General features: G+C 40.4%; 13 protein-coding genes. All 13 read left to right on the forward strand.

Features of this window, described 5'->3' with window-relative positions:
* Positions 1–5 precede the first annotated feature (5 nt).
* Positions 6–2,276 carry a glycosyltransferase family 2 protein gene (locus BN2684_RS07025; protein ID WP_234340180.1) on the forward strand — a complete coding sequence of 757 codons (2,271 nt, stop codon included), beginning with the start codon at positions 6–8 and terminating at the stop codon, positions 2,274–2,276.
* A 441-nt stretch (positions 2,277–2,717) separates the two neighbouring features.
* Positions 2,718–6,353, forward strand: coding sequence for a hypothetical protein (locus BN2684_RS07035; protein WP_148449911.1), 3,636 nt, complete (start codon positions 2,718–2,720; stop codon positions 6,351–6,353).
* Between the two features lie 102 nt (positions 6,354–6,455).
* On the forward strand, positions 6,456–6,806 hold the full coding sequence (locus tag BN2684_RS07040; protein ID WP_058301441.1) for a DMT family transporter: 351 nt from the start codon (positions 6,456–6,458) through the stop codon (positions 6,804–6,806).
* A gap of 16 nt (positions 6,807–6,822) precedes the next feature.
* Positions 6,823–7,932 carry an FAD-dependent oxidoreductase gene (locus BN2684_RS07045; RefSeq protein WP_058301442.1) on the forward strand — a complete coding sequence of 370 codons (1,110 nt, stop codon included), beginning with the start codon at positions 6,823–6,825 and terminating at the stop codon, positions 7,930–7,932.
* On the forward strand, positions 7,929–8,936 hold the full coding sequence (locus BN2684_RS07050) for a glycosyltransferase (RefSeq protein WP_058301443.1): 1,008 nt from the start codon (positions 7,929–7,931) through the stop codon (positions 8,934–8,936). The genes BN2684_RS07045 and BN2684_RS07050 overlap by 4 nt, the downstream gene beginning before the upstream one ends.
* An 18-nt stretch (positions 8,937–8,954) precedes the next feature.
* Positions 8,955–9,731, forward strand: coding sequence for an NAD-dependent epimerase/dehydratase family protein (locus BN2684_RS07055; RefSeq protein ID WP_108722169.1), 777 nt, complete (start codon positions 8,955–8,957; stop codon positions 9,729–9,731).
* Positions 9,728–10,546 carry a sugar phosphate isomerase/epimerase family protein gene (locus BN2684_RS07060; RefSeq protein ID WP_058301445.1) on the forward strand — a complete coding sequence of 273 codons (819 nt, stop codon included), beginning with the start codon at positions 9,728–9,730 and terminating at the stop codon, positions 10,544–10,546. Before BN2684_RS07055 ends, BN2684_RS07060 begins: the two co-directional genes overlap by 4 nt.
* Positions 10,547–10,564: 18 nt before the next feature.
* On the forward strand, positions 10,565–11,386 hold the full coding sequence (locus BN2684_RS07065; protein WP_058301446.1) for a glycosyltransferase family 2 protein: 822 nt from the start codon (positions 10,565–10,567) through the stop codon (positions 11,384–11,386).
* Positions 11,387–11,479: 93 nt separating this feature from the next.
* Positions 11,480–12,502 carry a dTDP-glucose 4,6-dehydratase gene (gene rfbB / locus BN2684_RS07070; protein ID WP_058301447.1) on the forward strand — a complete coding sequence of 341 codons (1,023 nt, stop codon included), beginning with the start codon at positions 11,480–11,482 and terminating at the stop codon, positions 12,500–12,502.
* Positions 12,502–13,371, forward strand: a complete 870-nt coding sequence (rfbD, locus tag BN2684_RS07075) for a dTDP-4-dehydrorhamnose reductase (RefSeq protein WP_058301448.1) — start codon at positions 12,502–12,504, stop codon at positions 13,369–13,371. The genes rfbB and rfbD overlap by 1 nt, the downstream gene beginning before the upstream one ends.
* Before the next feature lie 53 nt (positions 13,372–13,424).
* Positions 13,425–14,375, forward strand: coding sequence for a glycosyltransferase family 2 protein (locus BN2684_RS07080; RefSeq protein ID WP_058301449.1), 951 nt, complete (start codon positions 13,425–13,427; stop codon positions 14,373–14,375).
* A 53-nt stretch (positions 14,376–14,428) separates the two neighbouring features.
* Entirely contained in the window at positions 14,429–15,316 is an 888-nt protein-coding gene (locus BN2684_RS07085; RefSeq protein ID WP_058301450.1) for a glycosyltransferase family 2 protein, read from the forward strand.
* 1 nt (position 15,317) lies between these two features.
* Positions 15,318–16,724, forward strand: coding sequence for an undecaprenyl-phosphate glucose phosphotransferase (locus tag BN2684_RS07090; RefSeq protein ID WP_058301451.1), 1,407 nt, complete (start codon positions 15,318–15,320; stop codon positions 16,722–16,724).
* The last annotated feature ends 176 nt before the right edge of the window (positions 16,725–16,900 follow it).

Raw genomic sequence — 16,900 nt, forward strand, 5'->3', positions numbered from 1 at the left:
ATTTTTTGGCATCAATTATTAAGGGCTTTCTATTTACTTTGATGGGATCAGTGGGAGTTAAGTGCAAACTATCATTACTGCCTATTAATGATCTGAAGATTGAGGGGGATCGATGGGTTTCGACTGGTTCAGATCCAAGCTTTTTTGTAGAAGGAAGAATAATTCGCGGCTGGAATCAATTAATTTGGTATTCGGAAGCCGATGAATGGATTCAATTAAAGATGTATTGGGATAATGGTGAAGGGTTTAGTGAAAACCGAACTCAGATCATTGGAGGAATATCAAAAGCAAGCTCGATTCAAAAAATCTTCTGTTATATTCCTAAAGACGCTGTTTCGGTTCGATTAGATCCCGGCGAGAAGGAAACTACTTTTGCATTTAGAGATCTCAAAATTAGGAAAGTAAGTAGGCTATCGATTTTAGTTAGAGCTGTAAAAAGATTCATTAATCAAAGAGGTTTTGCTGGGATGTTACCTTTAATGAAAAAGACTTTCGTTCTAGTGAAGTCTGGTAACCTGAAGTCACTTTGGTTCAAAGCTAAACGCGTGTTAGAGGTTGATAATAGCAGCATTTCCATGAATTATCATAAGTGGCTAGAAATCAGAACGGGTATGGATAAAACTAAAACGCAAAAGTTGGATGATTTAAGCACTTTTGGATATCTACCGCTTATATCCATTATTCTTCCTGTGTATAATGTCGAAGAGGAATGGTTAAGAAAGTGTATAGATTCTGTCCGAAATCAGTTATATGCGAATTGGGAATTGTGCATTTCAGACGACGCTTCAACCAAAAAGCATATTAAAAGGGTTCTGGATGAATACAAAAATATGGATAGTCGCATTAAAGTCATCTACCGAAGCGAGAATGGACATATCTCAAGATCAAGTAACACTGCCCTAACCCTAGCAACAGGGGAGTTCATCGGACTACTAGACCATGATGATGAGTTAACCGAAGATGCATTATACGAAAACGTGCTGCTCATGAATAATATACATAACGCTGATGTAATCTATAGTGACGAAGATAAGATCACTATACAGGGAGAACGATTTGCTCCGTTTTTTAAACCGGACTGGTCTCCCGATTTGTTAACTTCTCAGATGTACACTTGCCACTTTACGATTTACAGGAAAAGTTTAGTGGACAAGGTTGGGGGATTTCGAACAGGTTATGAGGGAAGTCAAGACTATGATTTAATGCTTAGGGTTACAGAACTCACAAGGAGCATCCATCATATTCCAAAGATATTGTATCATTGGAGGGCGATACCAAGTTCTACCGCTTCAAGCGGATCTTCAAAGAGTTATACCCATTTGGCGGGTTTAAAAGCACTAGAGGATGCTGTAGTAAGACGAAAATGGTTAGCTACTGTAGAATCTATCGAAGATCACCCTAATGTGTATCATTTAAAGTTTGAGCCAAAAGGGAATCCAAAGGTATCAATAATTATTCCAACTAGAAATATGGCTACCATCCTCAGTAATTGCCTAGAGTCCATCTTCTTGAAGACTGAATATCAAAATTTTGAAGTTATTGTCATCGATAACGGCAGCACAGAACAGGCTATATTTGACTTGTATGATTACTGGGGTCAAAAAGAAGGGCATAGATTTAAAACATATCAATATGATATTCCTTTTAATTATTCAAAAATAAATAATTATGGCGCTGAAGTGGCTTCAGGAGAACTGCTGCTATTGTTAAACAATGACATAGAGGTGATCTCCAATAACTGGCTTGACGATATGGTTGGACAGGCTATTCGTCCGGAGATAGGTGCCGTTGGCGCATGTTTATATTATCCAGATTTTACGATACAGCATGCTGGAGTAATATTAGGGATTGGCGGCATAGCAGGGCACAGTCATAAATATTTTTCCTCAGATGATGGAGGTTATTATAGTCGACTAAAAGCAATTACCAATTATGCTGCAGTAACTGCGGCATGCTTAATGATCCGAAAAGATGTTTTTATGGAAGTTGGAGGTTTAGAAGAACAACTCGAGGTTGCTTTTAACGACGTTGATTTTTGCCTCAAGGTTTATTCCAAAGGCTATTACAATGTGTGGTTGCCACAGGTAAAGCTTATTCATTATGAATCTAAAAGCAGAGGGCAAGAAGATACTCCCGAAAAAAAGGAGCGCTTTAGAAAAGAAATTGAGTGGATGAAGAATCGGTGGGGGGATCTATTAGACAATGACCCCTTCTATAACCCTAATCTTAGTAAGACTACTGAGGACTTCTCGCTTGGGCTGCAAAGAATCAATTAATTGTGGCTCAAACTATAAATCAGTGTTTGACTTTTGGCGAGGGAGTCGCTGTGGAGCAGATAGTTCCTCCGATCGCTGTTACAGCATGGTTCCTTATTGGAATAAGACGTTAATGGTGGGAACCGCTCATAAAGGCGATCACTGTTCGTTTCTCCAGATTCCATCTCGCCCTCCGCTCATTTCCATATTTTAGTAGAGCACCGTTTCCGGTTTTGGGAGACGAAGATCTCGCTGTATTCTTAAAATGACCGAACTATGTTCTTAGGTCTTGACACTGAGCCTCTATGGGCTTGATGACTTGCGAAAGGGCGAAGCCGCAAGGCTTCTCAAAGCTGGATAGCCTATTATACCCGCTACTCCGTTTAAAGTCTAGCAAGGGAATCCCTTCTAAATAGCGAAGAAGCTGATTTTTATGATTAAGCCCGAAAGGAGTAATAAAAAATGATCGAGACAATTAGAAACGATTTAAGAACAAAAACTATCTTATTGTACCCTTCCCTTTTTTTTGCTTTACTGGTATCAATTCCAATTATGTCCCACTCATTTTCTTATATACCAAAGCTTACTGACTTTTCGGATAGATTAATGTCAGGTGCAACGGCTAGTGGACTTAGTATTGGTAGCCGGATTCATATTTATTATATAATTCTCGTTGGCTTTATATTTTGCTTCATTTTATTTTTCTTTTTGTTAAGTCGATTTTTTAGTTGTGGTAGTTCAATTTTATTAATGAAAAGCAATTCATGCAGCGTTATAAAAGACCTCTCTATCATTGGAATAGTAGGAGCGGGGGGGAGTCTCTTGGCCTCTTCCCAGGAGGTGGCCATTTATTTCCTCGGTAGTTTTGTGATGATGTATCTTATCAATCTCAAAAAGATAGAGGGAGGATTATTATCACAATTATGGTGTTTTTTAATATCGATCCCTTTATCATTGATGATATGGACAATTGTTAGAGGAAAAGTTTTATTGAATTTGAGTTTGGGTGTTGTTCTTAATAAAATTGGTTTTTCACAGGATAGTGGATATGCATTTTTTTTGTGGATAGCGATATATGTTCTAGTTGTGGCGTCTTGGGATAAATTGAAAAGTGTGCTTATGAATTATTTCGGATTCAGTACTGAACAATTCAAATCTTTTATCTTTGTGGCTAGTCTGCCAATAATGTGTTCTGCGGTTGCTCAATCATTTCTATTAGAGGGATTGAACATCGCAAACAAACGATTTAATTTAGTTTTGGATATAGGTAAGGAATTATATGTAGTAACTCTGCTTTGTTCTATACTCCTATTTTTTATAATTGGTAAACGAATAATATCTAAAATACGCAATAACCGAGAATTTGTGCTAAATAATGAAAGACTTATTTATCGGATTTATATCCCGGTAATGCTTATGACTATTGGTGTTTTAATTGCACAGCCTTCAAGATTAACCACTGCTGGTAATGAGTTTTTTGAGATGGCTAATCATGGTTTAGCAGTTGATCAATTATTTAGGTACGGAAGTATCCCTCTCTTAGAAAATTTCGATGCTCATATGCTCTCTAATCAACTATTTGGAATCATCTATTCCTTAATTAATGGGTATGAACCCTGGGCAGCCTTTTTATATGATAAATATATTTTCATCCTGTATATTATAGTACTGTATTTCATTTTAGTTCCACTAATCGGAAGTGTTAATTCGTTTTTTTTCGTTTTTTCCTTTCCATTAATCGATAGTCTTTTTGGTATAACCTATATATTTTCGGCTGTAATAATTTTATTCATTTATAAGTGTATAAAGGAAAAAAAGTGGGTGAAAAATAGTATACAATTTTGGACGGTAGCATTTTTACTGTGTTTGTATAGATTGGATTTAGGCGTCCCAGCTTTGCTAGCAGGTGTTTTCATCTATACCTTGGTTTTACTAAAGGATACTAAATTTAAATCACTGATAAGGTTTTATTGTGTTGGATTAGTTTTTGTAATTGCAATAGGGTTTTCATTTGTTTTGATTTGCTTAACGAAGAGTATCAATCCATTGAGAAGGATGACTGAGTTTATTAAAATCAGTCAATCTAATCAAAGCTGGGCCTATCCTACGATGGGAGACATACACAGCATACCATTTATTTTAGGGTACTATATTTTTCCTATTCTATTGGTTTTATCATTTTTTATTGTTTGCATCTTTTATTTTTTTCAAGAAAAAGAACTATTAAAGGATAACAAAGCGAGTCTTCTCTCATTTCTTTTTTTCTCATGCTTTACTTTAATTAATATTTCAAGAGGCATAGTTAGACATTCGCTTGCTGAAGGAACACTGATCTATGTTTTAGGTACCTTTACTTTTGCAATAGTTTCATTAAGTACACTACTTGGAAGTAGCAGAGATAAGGTCTTAAGATTTTCAATCGTTTCTCTTATATTAGTTGTTCTGGCAAGTACCAATTACTCTTCTCTTAGGTATAGTAATTCTTTTGTTTCAAAGGCGTTAAATTCCGCAAATTATTACGAGCAATACGATCATCCTAGTGCTTTTAATGGTACAAGGGTTAGTGGAGAAGAACCAACAAGTGTAAATGAATTAAAAGTAATACTTGATACTTTATTGAACAAAAACGAAACATATTTTGATTTTTCCTCTAACAATTATTTCCATGCCCTTGTAGGGCGGAAAAATCCTGTTTATGTTAATCAATCCCCTCTTCTTATAGCTGGCGACAAATCTCAAGAACTTATGCTTGATGAGATCAAGGAAAACAAACCCCCTATTGTATTGATGCCTATTCCAGGAAACCAATGGAGTTATATAGATGGTATTGCGGTTGACTTTAAGTATTATTTGATTTCGGAGTATATTAATGAAAATTACTCCCCACTCATTCGTATGAGAACGTTTGATGTTTATATTGCTAAGGAGAATAAAGAGATTTATCTAGATAAGTTGAAGGAGAAAGGGCTACTTAGTAAGACTATCTATATTGGTAATTTTGATAAGGAAGCAGCATATGCCTTGAAAACACAAAACGCCAAAGTCCGTGTTGACAAAGATAATTCTCTAATCATAGATGCAACTTCAGAAAAAGCGGAACTTACGGGAGAGATGTCTGATTGGCTAGGTTTTGATTTAGAAAATCCAATTACCTCAGTTGACAAGTCCATTGTCATTAAGATGAAGTTCAAATCAGAGTATTCAGGTCAATTAAGTATTCTGTCTAGTGGAGATGATGAGGCTTCGTTTTCGGAAACCGTTACACAAACTTATGAATCAAAAAATAGTGAGAAGACAATTGAAATAGCACTTTCTAAATTACCAAAACAATTTAAAATTTGTACAGATATGAGTTCGGTTTCTATCCTAAACATTTCGATAGAACAGAATTTGAACAGGATAGATGGGCAACCGGAAATATGGAAAAGAGATATCGGGCAGATAGCCAAATTATGGGCTGAGGGTGATGGGAATTCGACTTATGAAGATGCCCCAGCTCTAGTAAATCCCATTGTGGGGAGCAGCGTGGTAAGGCTTATACCGATGGATTCTATAAAAGGACAGCCTTTAATGTTCATTGCAAAGATTCAATCAAATACAAAAGAAAAAGCATTTTTGCAGATGGAGAATAAATATGGCAAAGAATTAGGGGAGTATGCTTTTGATTTGTCGCAAGGAACGCATTCCTATGCCATACGAATAAGTTCTGATTACAAGTGGTGGAATAAAGAAGTGGATGTACTTAAGGTGAGTCTGCCGGACGGAGTATCTGTGGATAAGCTTTTTATGGCTTCAATTGACGGAAAAAAAATCTATGAGTTGGAAGATGGCTTTAGTCTATCTGATTTATCTGACGTTAACTGGGAAAACGGGGTGGGGGTTAAATTAAATTATCTACTTTTTGATGATACGCAAATAAACCATAATAATTTGCATATTGGAAAAAGACTTAAATTTGTGGATGGAACTGAGGCTTCTATCACAACTATGAAAAAAGTCAATCAATATCTTTATGTTGGGATTGATAAAGACCTTAAAAGCTTGAGAACCGTTGCTGCTTATCCAAATTTAATAAAAGTAATAGCTGAAAATAATTAGCTTGCGTATGCCTAACTCTTTGATTCTCGGTTACCTTTACTTTCTACTTTTTTTCTCAAGTGTTATTAATTGTCCAGTGTAGTGAAGATAGGAGAAACCTAAATGTCAGTGATTTTTATGATAATCTCAGTTTTATTTAACATATGTGCTCAGGTAGTCTTAAAACATGGATTAAATATGGTAGAATTAAAAGGGATTGATATAAAGAGTTTTTCGGTTATTGTATCATCTCCCTTCATTTGGTTAGGCGCAACGATCTATGGTTTGAGTTTTTTCGTATATCTACTTGCCCTCTCTAAGGGAGAATTGGGTAGACTATCGATTGGTGCTCAAGGTTTAACAATCATTGGCTTATTGTTGGTTTCATTAGTTATTTTCCATGAGCCATTTACTACTGGTAAAGTTGCTGGAGTTTGTTTTGTATTGGTGGGTATATTTTTTATCTTTCGATAAATTGGGGGCTAATGTCTTGCAGTATGACTATGTAATATTTGGTGCAGGCATTTACGGGTTATATGCAGCACATTTGCTTGGAAAAAAAGGTCAAAAAGTAGCTGTCATCGAATATGACGATAAACCACTTCAAAGGGCCAGTTATATAAACCAGGCGCGGGTACATAATGGCTATCATTATCCTCGCAGTGTTTCAACAGCGGCTAAATCTGCAAGCTATTATGAGAGATTTTCAAAAGACTTTGCATTCTCAATTAATAATCGTTTCAAGAAAATCTATGCAATATCCGCGAATGATTCTCTGACAAATGCGGAACAGTTTTTAAACTTTTGTGACTATGTGAATATTCCTGCTTATGAGGTTAGCAGCAAGCCTTATTTTAACAGCGGCTTGGTGGAAGCAACATTTGAGACTGTTGAGTACAGTTATGACGCTAATATTATACGTGACTGGTATGTAGAGGAACTTAGGAAATATAAGAATGTAACAATTTACTATCAGAAATACCTGGAACGGAGCATCAAAGAAGAATTGTTTACCCTATATTTTAAAGATGGCGATATTATAAGTACCCCCAACATATTAAATGCTACGTATGCAAGCGTAAATCAAGTTTTGAAGAAATTCGAATATGATCTATTTACCACTAAGTATGAGATATGTGAAGTAATCATGACGAAGGTTTCATCAAATATAAAAGATGTTGGCATAACCGTAATGGACGGGCCATTTTTTTCTTTAATGCCATTTGGATTGGGAGGTTACCATTCCTTGACATCCGTTGGGCATACACCACACGAATCATCCTTCAATTCACTTCCACAATTTGAATGTCAAAGCTATCAAGAGAATTGTTCGAAGGACCAATTGCAAAATTGCAATCATTGTCCTGTTAAGCCTGAGACAGCTTGGTACAGAATGCACCAATTAGCGAAGAAGTACCTTACCCCTGAGATTTCTATATCCTATGAAGGCTCTCTGTTTGCTGTTAAAGCATTAATTAGTTCATCCGAACTAGATGACTCCAGACCAACCGTCATTAAGCAGTTTTCTAATTCCCCTTCCTTTATTTCTGTATTCTCGGGTAAATTTAATACAATTTATGATTTGGAGGAAGTTCTATGAAGGAACAAGTTTTTGTCTCTGTTGTTATTTATGCACACAACAACGAATCGACAGTTCGGGAAATCTTGATGACGATTGATGATCAATTTGATCAAAATTTCAAAAGCTATGAGATTATTCTTGTCAATGATTTCAGTCAGGATAGGACGTTAGAAAATGCTAGGGAGGCTATAAAGAAAGTTAATGGTGATGTTACCATTATTAATCTTTCTAGAAAACATGGTATAGAACATGCTATGATGGCGGGATTAAACAAATCCATGGGGGATTTTGTGTTTGAAGTCGAAAATGCATCACTTGATTACCCTGTTGAACTTTTATATGAGCTTTTTCAGACAGCCACAAAAAGGGGATACGATATAGTAGCTGCAACATCTGGTTCTACTAGTTGGAAATCTAAGTTATTCTATAAAATATTAAACAATCTCTCGTATATGAAATTATCTCTTCAAACAGAAAGTATTAGACTTGTAACCAGAAGAGCACTTAATTCAATGTTAAATCTAAAAGAAAAAGTTCGTTATCGTAAGGCCTTATACGAATTGACGGGCTATTCTAAATATCTTATTACTTACCATTCAACCTCCAAACCACAAAAGAAGAAGTTGAATGGCGAAAATATCTCTCTTGCCATTGATGCATTGGTTTCATTTTCAAGTGCCGGTCTAAGGGCAGCACATTATCTTACTTTTGCCTTCTTTGGAATTTCGATTCTTATGGGAATTTACGCACTCTACAATTACTTTTTTAACCAATCAGTTGTAGAAGGTTGGACGACGCTTATGATTCTTATTTCATTTGGATTTGCCGGGCTCTTTTTTATATTTGGTGTAATAGGCGAATATATATCTAGAATCCTTACTGAGATCCAGAATCGTCCGTTCTATAGTACTAGTTCAGTAGAAATGTTTAAGGAAAAGAGAAGCCATCTACAACTTGTTGAAAAAAGTAAGGATCAAGTAACTCATATTGCTGATAGAAAAAGTGATAATGTATCCGTTTAAATGGGGGGAGATGGAAGAGTGACGACATGTTTGATTGGATATACCGGTTTTGTTGGATCTACTTTGTTGAGAAATACTACATTTGATGATCTGTATAATACAAAAAATGCGGATGATATCAGAGAAAAGCACTATGATCTGGTAGTTTGCGCTGCTGCTCCCGCTGTTAAATGGAAAGCTAATCAAAATCCCGAAGAGGATTTGCTCAATATTCGTACGATTATGGAGAATTTAAAGACAATAACGGCAACAAAATTTGTACTCGTATCAACTGTGGATGTTTACAAAACACCCATTGATGTAAATGAAGATACACCGATCAATCCGGATGAAGTATCGCCATATGGAAGGCATAGATACTATTTGGAGCAGTTTGTGGAGGACAATTTCCCAAATTATCTCATAGTCAGATTGCCAGGGTTGTTTGGGGAAGGGCTTAAAAAGAATTTTATTTATGATCTCATTCATACTAATTGCTTGCATTTGACCCATCGAGATAGCAATTTTCAATTTTACAATATGGAATTTCTTTGGAATGATATTATGAAGGCCTTAGACCTTAATCTTTCTCTAGTAAACTTTGTTGTTGAGCCGGTAAGTGCTAAAGAAATAGCAGATAAGGCCATGAATGAATCTTTTGAGAACACAACTGAATCACTCCCTGTTTATTATGATATGAGAAGTAAATACAGCCATTTTTTCAATAACGGTTCCAGAGGTAATTATTTCAAGGACAAAGAGCAGATTCTATCGGAAATTCAAGCCTATATTGAGAAAGAGAGGGCTACACTTTGAAGCTTTCCATCTCGAATATAGCCTGGCAATCGGAAGATGAGGAGCAAATTCTGGAACTGTTACGAAATCGGGAAGTACAAAACATAGAATTGGCGCCAACAAAAAAATGGGCTTCACCTGTTAACTGTACAACGGCGGAAGTTGAAGAGTATAAAATGTTTTGGAAGAAGAGTGGTTTTGAACCAGTTGCAATGCAGTCGTTATTATTCGGTCAACCCGAATTAATAATGTTCGGAAATGAAAATAAGCGCGCTCAATTATTGCAGTACCTTAAAAAAATGATTAAGCTAGCAGGGGATTTGGGAACAAAAGCTATGGTTTTTGGGTCGCCAAAAAACAGACTAGCAGGCAGTTTAAGTGTCGCACAAAGATTGGAGATCGCAGAACCCTTTTTTTATGAGTTGGGTGAAACGGCATTAGAACATAATGTGTTGTTTTGTATTGAGCCTAACCCCGTACAATATGGATGCGATTTTATTACAAACACTGAGGAGGGTATTGAATTTGTTAGAAGGGTCAATCACCCTGGTTTCAGATTGCATTTGGATGCTGCAGCAATGAGGCTAAATGAGGAAGATTACTTTCACTCCATCGAGAAAAGCATGCCTTATTTAGCTCATTTTCATGTTAGTCAACCTTACCTGGGCTTGGTAGGCAGCGACTCAGCTGAACATCATAAAGTTATTGCTCATGCTTTAAGAATGATGAATTATATGAACTTTATCTCAATTGAAATGAAGAGCGGTGTATTGTCGTCCGACGAAGAAAGTGTCATGACAGCTGTTGATTTTGTAAAAGAAACTTATTTTATGTAGAAAGGATGACATAACTAATTGGACAAAGAGAGTTGGCAGGTTCCCAACTATACCGTTACTGAGATAAATAACAACGATAGAAAAAAATATTGCGTTTGTGTGCCAGTAATTAATGAAGGAGATAAAATTCAAAAGCAACTAAAAAAGATGTCCTCATATAGCAATGTTGTTGACATTATTATTCTTGATGGGGGAAGTACTGACGGCTCTCTATCTATCCCCTTCCTTAATGAAGTAGGTGTTAAAACACTTCTCGTTAAGATGGATACCGGAAAATTAAGCGCTCAGTTACGCATGGGCTTTGCTTATGCTATTGAACAGGGATATGAAGGAATTATTACGGTAGATGGTAACAATAAGGATGGCGTTGAAACCATACCCGACTTTATCGGAAAACTTAATGAGGGATATGACTTTGTACAAGGATCCCGATACGTCCCAGGTGGCATTGAAATTAATACTCCATTCTCAAGAAAGTTGGCAATAAAGTTAATTCATGCTCCGGTAATCTCATTTATCGCCGGTTTTCGTTATACGGACACAACCAACGGGTTCAGGGCTCATTCTCGGCAATTCCTTATAGACCCTAGGGTAAACCCTTTTCGAGATATCTTTAACACGTATGAACTTTTGGCTTATTTATCAGTTAGGAGTAAAAGATTGGGGTATAGAGTGATAGAGATCCCTGTTACAAGAGTCTATCCCAAAGGAAAAGTCCCAACAAAAATAAGTCCATGGAAAGGTAATATACTATTGTTAAAGATCTTATTTAAATTATCATTAAATAAGTTCAATCCTAATCCCAGTTCTAATAAACAAAAACATGTACAAACGATGTAATCATTTGCAAACTGGAATGGGTTATAGCGATTAACCATCATGGCTGAGTAAGCGATAATATATGGTAAGAATACCAGGGTAAAGGTGGCCTCTATGAAACTCCTTATTACCGGCGGAGCCGGATTTATTGGCAGCAACTTTGTGCTTTATATGCTCGAACAACATCCCGACTATCAGATCGTCAACGTAGATGCGCTGACGTATGCGGGAAATCTCGAAAACTTGAAATCAATTGAAGACTATCCGAACTACACCTTCGTACACGCAGATATCACTGATGCGCAAGCTATGGACAAGCTGATTGGGCAAGGTGTGGATGTAGTCGTCAATTTTGCCGCGGAATCACATGTTGATCGCAGCATTCTGGAGCCGGATGTGTTCGTGAAGACGAATGTTCTCGGAACCCAAGTACTGCTTGATGCAGCTAAGAAGCATAAGGTTACGAAATACGTTCAAGTTTCTACGGATGAGGTATACGGTAGTCTGGGTCCTTTGGGGCTCTTCACCGAAGAAACTCCGCTTGCCCCTAATAGTCCATATTCAGCCAGCAAGGCGGGAGGCGACTTGTTGGTTCGAGCTTATCATGAAACCTTCGGCCTTCCGGTCAACATTACTCGCTGCTCCAACAACTATGGACCCTATCAATTTCCTGAAAAGCTCATCCCGTTAATGATCTCCCGGGCCTTGTCCGACGGAGCCCTTCCCGTTTATGGGGATGGTTTGAATATTCGCGACTGGCTATATGTGGAGGACCATTGTAGCGCCATTGACTTGGTCATTCACAAAGGGGTCTTAGGCGAAGTGTACAACATCGGAGGAAACAACGAACGAACGAATATGCACATCGTCAAGACGATCTTGAAGGAACTCGGTAAGCCGGAATCCTTGATCACGTATGTGCAGGATCGTCCGGGCCATGACCGCCGTTATGGTATCGATCCCACCAAGATCATGACTGAGTTAGGTTGGAAGCCCAAGCATACCTTCGAAACCGGCATTCATGAAACAATCCGTTGGTACTTGGATAACAAGGACTGGTGGATGCGAATTCAATCCGGCGAATATCAGAAGTATGCCGAGAAGCAATATGGGAGCCGCTTGGGGGATGCTTTGTGATGGCTGAAAAAGTATTGGTGACGGGAGCAGCCGGACAGCTTGGACGAGACATGGTCCTTTTGCTGGAGAACAAGGGGCACGAAGTGCTGGCTTGCGATCGGCAGGAGATGGACATCACAGACTTGGATCAATGCGGGACGGTAATCGACGATTTCAAGCCTGCCATTGTCATCCATTGTGCGGCGCATACAGCAGTCGATGCCGCGGAGACCGATATCGATGCGGCTTATGCGATCAATGCAGTAGGTTCTCGGAATGTGGCGTTGGCAGCGGAAAAAGCCGGGGCGAAATTAATCTATATCAGCACTGACTATGTCTTTAATGGTCAAAGTGATCGCCCGTACCATGAATTTGATAATACGGATCCCCAAAGCATTTACGGTAAATCCAAAAGAGCCGGCGAGGTAATGGTTCAGAGCCTGTCGACAAAATATTTCATTGTTCGCACTTCCTGGGTATACGGCAAATACGGCAATAACTTCGTGAAAACGATGCTCAAGCTCGGTCAGGAAAAGCCGTTGCTTCAGGTCGTCCATGATCAGACAGGATCTCCGACTTATACAGCCGACTTGGCAGCTTTTCTTTTGGAATTGATGGTAACCGAGAAATATGGTATTTATCATGCGTCCAATACGGAAACCTGCACCTGGTACGAATTTACGGAAGCGATTTTTGCGGAGGCTAAGGATATTTTGGGCTTGGAATTCTCAGCAAAGCTGGAACCGTGTACGACCGAGCAGTTTCCTCGACCTGCTCCGCGCCCGCGCAACTCGGTAATGGAGCACTTGTCCATTCGAACCAACGGTTTAATAGATTTGCGGCCTTGGCGTGAGGGATTGCGAGCATTTTTGGTTGATTTGAAGGAATAGATGCTTGCGAGGAGACTTCTTTAGCAATTCTGGATGAATGGCGGTAACGGAGAATGAAAACCGTTAGTGTACATATTGTGACCTACAATAGTGAAAAAGATATTACAGCTTGCTTGAAGGCAGTAGTTCTTCAGAGTTATCCTGTCGAGAAAGTTATTGTCGTCGACAATGCATCCGATGATGATACCTTGGATATGGTCAAGCGTGCTCACCTACCTCAACTAACCGTTATCTCCAACGACCGAAATTTCGGTTTTGCCGCCGCGCATAATCAGGCTATTCGCTTATCAACCAGCGATTATCAGCTTGTCCTCAATCCGGATGTCACTCTGCATCCGGATTATTTGCAAGAGTTGATGACGGCTGCAGAAAGGCATCCCAATGCTGGAAGTCTCACAGGCTTGCTCCTGTCAAAATTGGAGCTCGGCATTGTGGATAGTGCGGGGCTTGTTATTACTCGCTCCCGCCGTGCCTTCGATCGAGGACAGGGAGAAGCGGTATCGGGTTATCTGACCGAGAAGGAAGTCTTTGGCGTTTCAGGGGCGGCAGCTCTCTATTCGCGGCAGATGATCGAAGCCATTTCACTTAACGGGGAGTTCTTCGATGAAGCTTTCTTTGCTTACAAAGAAGATGTGGATGTAGCCTGGAGAGCTCAATGGGCCGGATGGAAGGCATTTTTCATTCCAGGAGCTACCGCTTCGCATGAGCGGGGATGGAAAAAGGGAGGGCGCAGCGAGAGACCGCTGTTCATCCGTAGGTATTCTTTCGAGAATCGTTTCCGCATGATCTGGAAGAATGATCGCTTATCGAAGCTTATGCTTCACCTTCCGTTTATCTTACCGTTTGAGATTGGGCAGCTTGGGTATCTGCTCCTGAAGGAAAGAGACTTGTTATCTTCCTATTATCACGTTTGGAAGGTACGTTCGGTATTGGCACAGCAAAGGCGAACAATAAGGCATAAAGCTCGGAAGTCTATGGACGAGGTCTATTCTTTTTTTCAATAAATCTTTCATCATATGCTATACTAGCATTACAAGTTTTTTACAGGTGATGACAAGTGAATGCAGGTAGAGTCGATGTTAGTATAATCATAGTGAACTACAAGACGCGACAGCTCACGCTAGATGCGATCGAGTCCGTATATCGGTCTGATACCGCCTATCGATATGAGATCATTCTGGTCGATAATGCATCCGGAGATGGATTGCTGGACGAGGTTGCTGAACGTTATCCTGAAGTGGTGAGAGTCGCTAACGACGAGAATGTCGGGTATGCCCGGGCGAACAATCAGGGGATGGAAGCTGCGCAGGGACGATACATATTGCTACTGAACTCCGACACGATTGTAAACCTGGATACGATGGATGTCATGCTCCGCTTCATGGATGAGAATACGGAGGTCGGAGCAAGTGGCTGCAAGATTGTCCTACCGGACGGCCGACTCGATAAAGCGTGTAAGCGGGGCTTTCCGACTCCCTCGGCGTCCTTCTACTACGCGTTTGGATTCTCCAGGCTCTTCCCGAACAAGCCGAGGTTTAACGGCTATCAGCTTGGCCACCTGGACCCGGATGTCTCGCAACCAATCGATTGTCTGGTAGGCGCGTTCATGCTCGTCCGCCGGGAAGCGGTGGAGCAGGTGGGCGGCTTGGATGAGACTTTTTTTATGTACGGGGAAGACATCGATTGGTGCTATCGGATCAAAGAGGCTGGCTGGGAGATTTGGTATCATCCACTCGTTCAGATCACGCACTACAAAGGAGCCAGCAGCCGACGCAAGCCGTTCAAGATCGTCTATGAGTTTCACCGCGCGATGTACCTCTTTCATCGAAAGCATTATGCGGCGAAGTATTCGCCGTTTACGAATCTGGCGGTCTATGCTGGGATCGGCTTGAAGCTGGGATTGGCGCTTGCCCGTAATCAATTGAAGCGGATGGGAGGGAGTTAGGATGATCCGGAGAAATCAAAGTCTCATGTCACAGCTGTATGCTCTGTGCGATTTTCTGGTCATTCAAATGTTCTTCTTCGCCGCTTGGTGGATGAAATTTGTATCGCCCTGGGCTGAGGGGCATGGTCATCTTCCCCTTAGTCGATATTATCAGTGGGTGATTATCTATTCCGGGATCGTGATCATGCTTGGTTTCTTTCTTCACTTCTATACCCCCAAGAGGAAGAAGACGTTTGCCTATGAAACCTGGAAAATCGTTCAGATCCACGCGGTTGCCTTTCTGGTTCTGCTAAGCTTTCTATTCCTCGCTAAAGAGGTAGACATCTCCCGCGAATTTCTTGCTATCTTCATCACGCTCAATATCTTCGGTACTTGTCTGTACCGATTGTGGGTGAAGCATTTTTTGCGACGGATGCGGCGCAATGGGTTCAATAAACAGTTTGTCCTCATTCTCGGAGCCGGATCGCTTGGCAGGCGCTTTTATAAGAATTTGCAGCAGCAGCCGGAATTAGGATTTGAGGTTGTCGGCTTTTTGGATGATTTCGTGACGGAGCATGAGGCGCCTTATGCGGACTATAAGTCGATTCTTGGCAAGACAACTGAGCTTGAAGCTATGCTGGAACGTTATCCGATCGATGAGGTTGTCATTGCGTTACCTCTCAATGCCTACGCTAAGTACGGAACCCTCATCAATGTGTGCGAGAAGGCCGGCGTGCGGACGATGATCATTCCGGACTTTTTCAATTATCTTCCCGCACGTCCTAGCTTCGATAATTTTGCCGGGATTCCGTTGATTAATGTGCGCGATATTCCTCTCGATAACTTGAACAACCGGATTTTGAAGCGTGTTTTCGATCTGTTGTTCTCGGTGGTTGCGATCTTAATCACGTCACCGGTGATGCTGGCCATCGCCATCGGCATCAAGCTGACTTCATCGGGGCCGGTTATCTTCAAGCAGGAACGGGTCGGGTTCAACCGTCGAACATTCCCCATGTACAAATTCCGTTCGATGCGGGTGTCGGAGCAGAAGACGGCGGATCAACAGTGGACTGTGGAAAATGACCCCAGACGCACAGGCTTTGGCTCATTTTTGCGCCGAACCAGTCTGGATGAGCTGCCGCAGTTTTTCAACGTTCTGTTTGGTCATATGAGCGTAGTCGGGCCTCGGCCGGAGCGCCCACATTTTGTGGAGCAGTTTAAGGAAGAGGTTCCGAAATACATGGTTAAGCACCACGTTCGTCCGGGAATGACCGGCTGGGCGCAGAGCAACGGTCTCCGTGGTGACACTTCGATTCCTGATCGGATCTCTTATGACATCTATTATTTAGAGAATTGGTCCTTCCTGTTCGACCTGCGTATCATTGTGCAGACGCTTTGGAAGGGGCTCGTCAACAAAAATGCGTACTAACCGGAAAAAGCCTGTCTGACAGAGGTCTTTCCTTCGGCAATCCTGGATAAACTGATACGAGAACAGCATGAATCCGAAGGGCAAGGAGGGCTGCAGCATGGATGAGGACAACCGGGATCCCCAGGCAGCGGGCCGAGGGATTGTGTATGGGATTTTGTTGGGAGCAGCCTTTTGGC

The sequence above is a fragment of the Gorillibacterium timonense genome, assembly GCF_001457415.1.
Lineage (GTDB): Bacteria > Bacillota > Bacilli > Paenibacillales > NBRC-103111 > Gorillibacterium > Gorillibacterium timonense.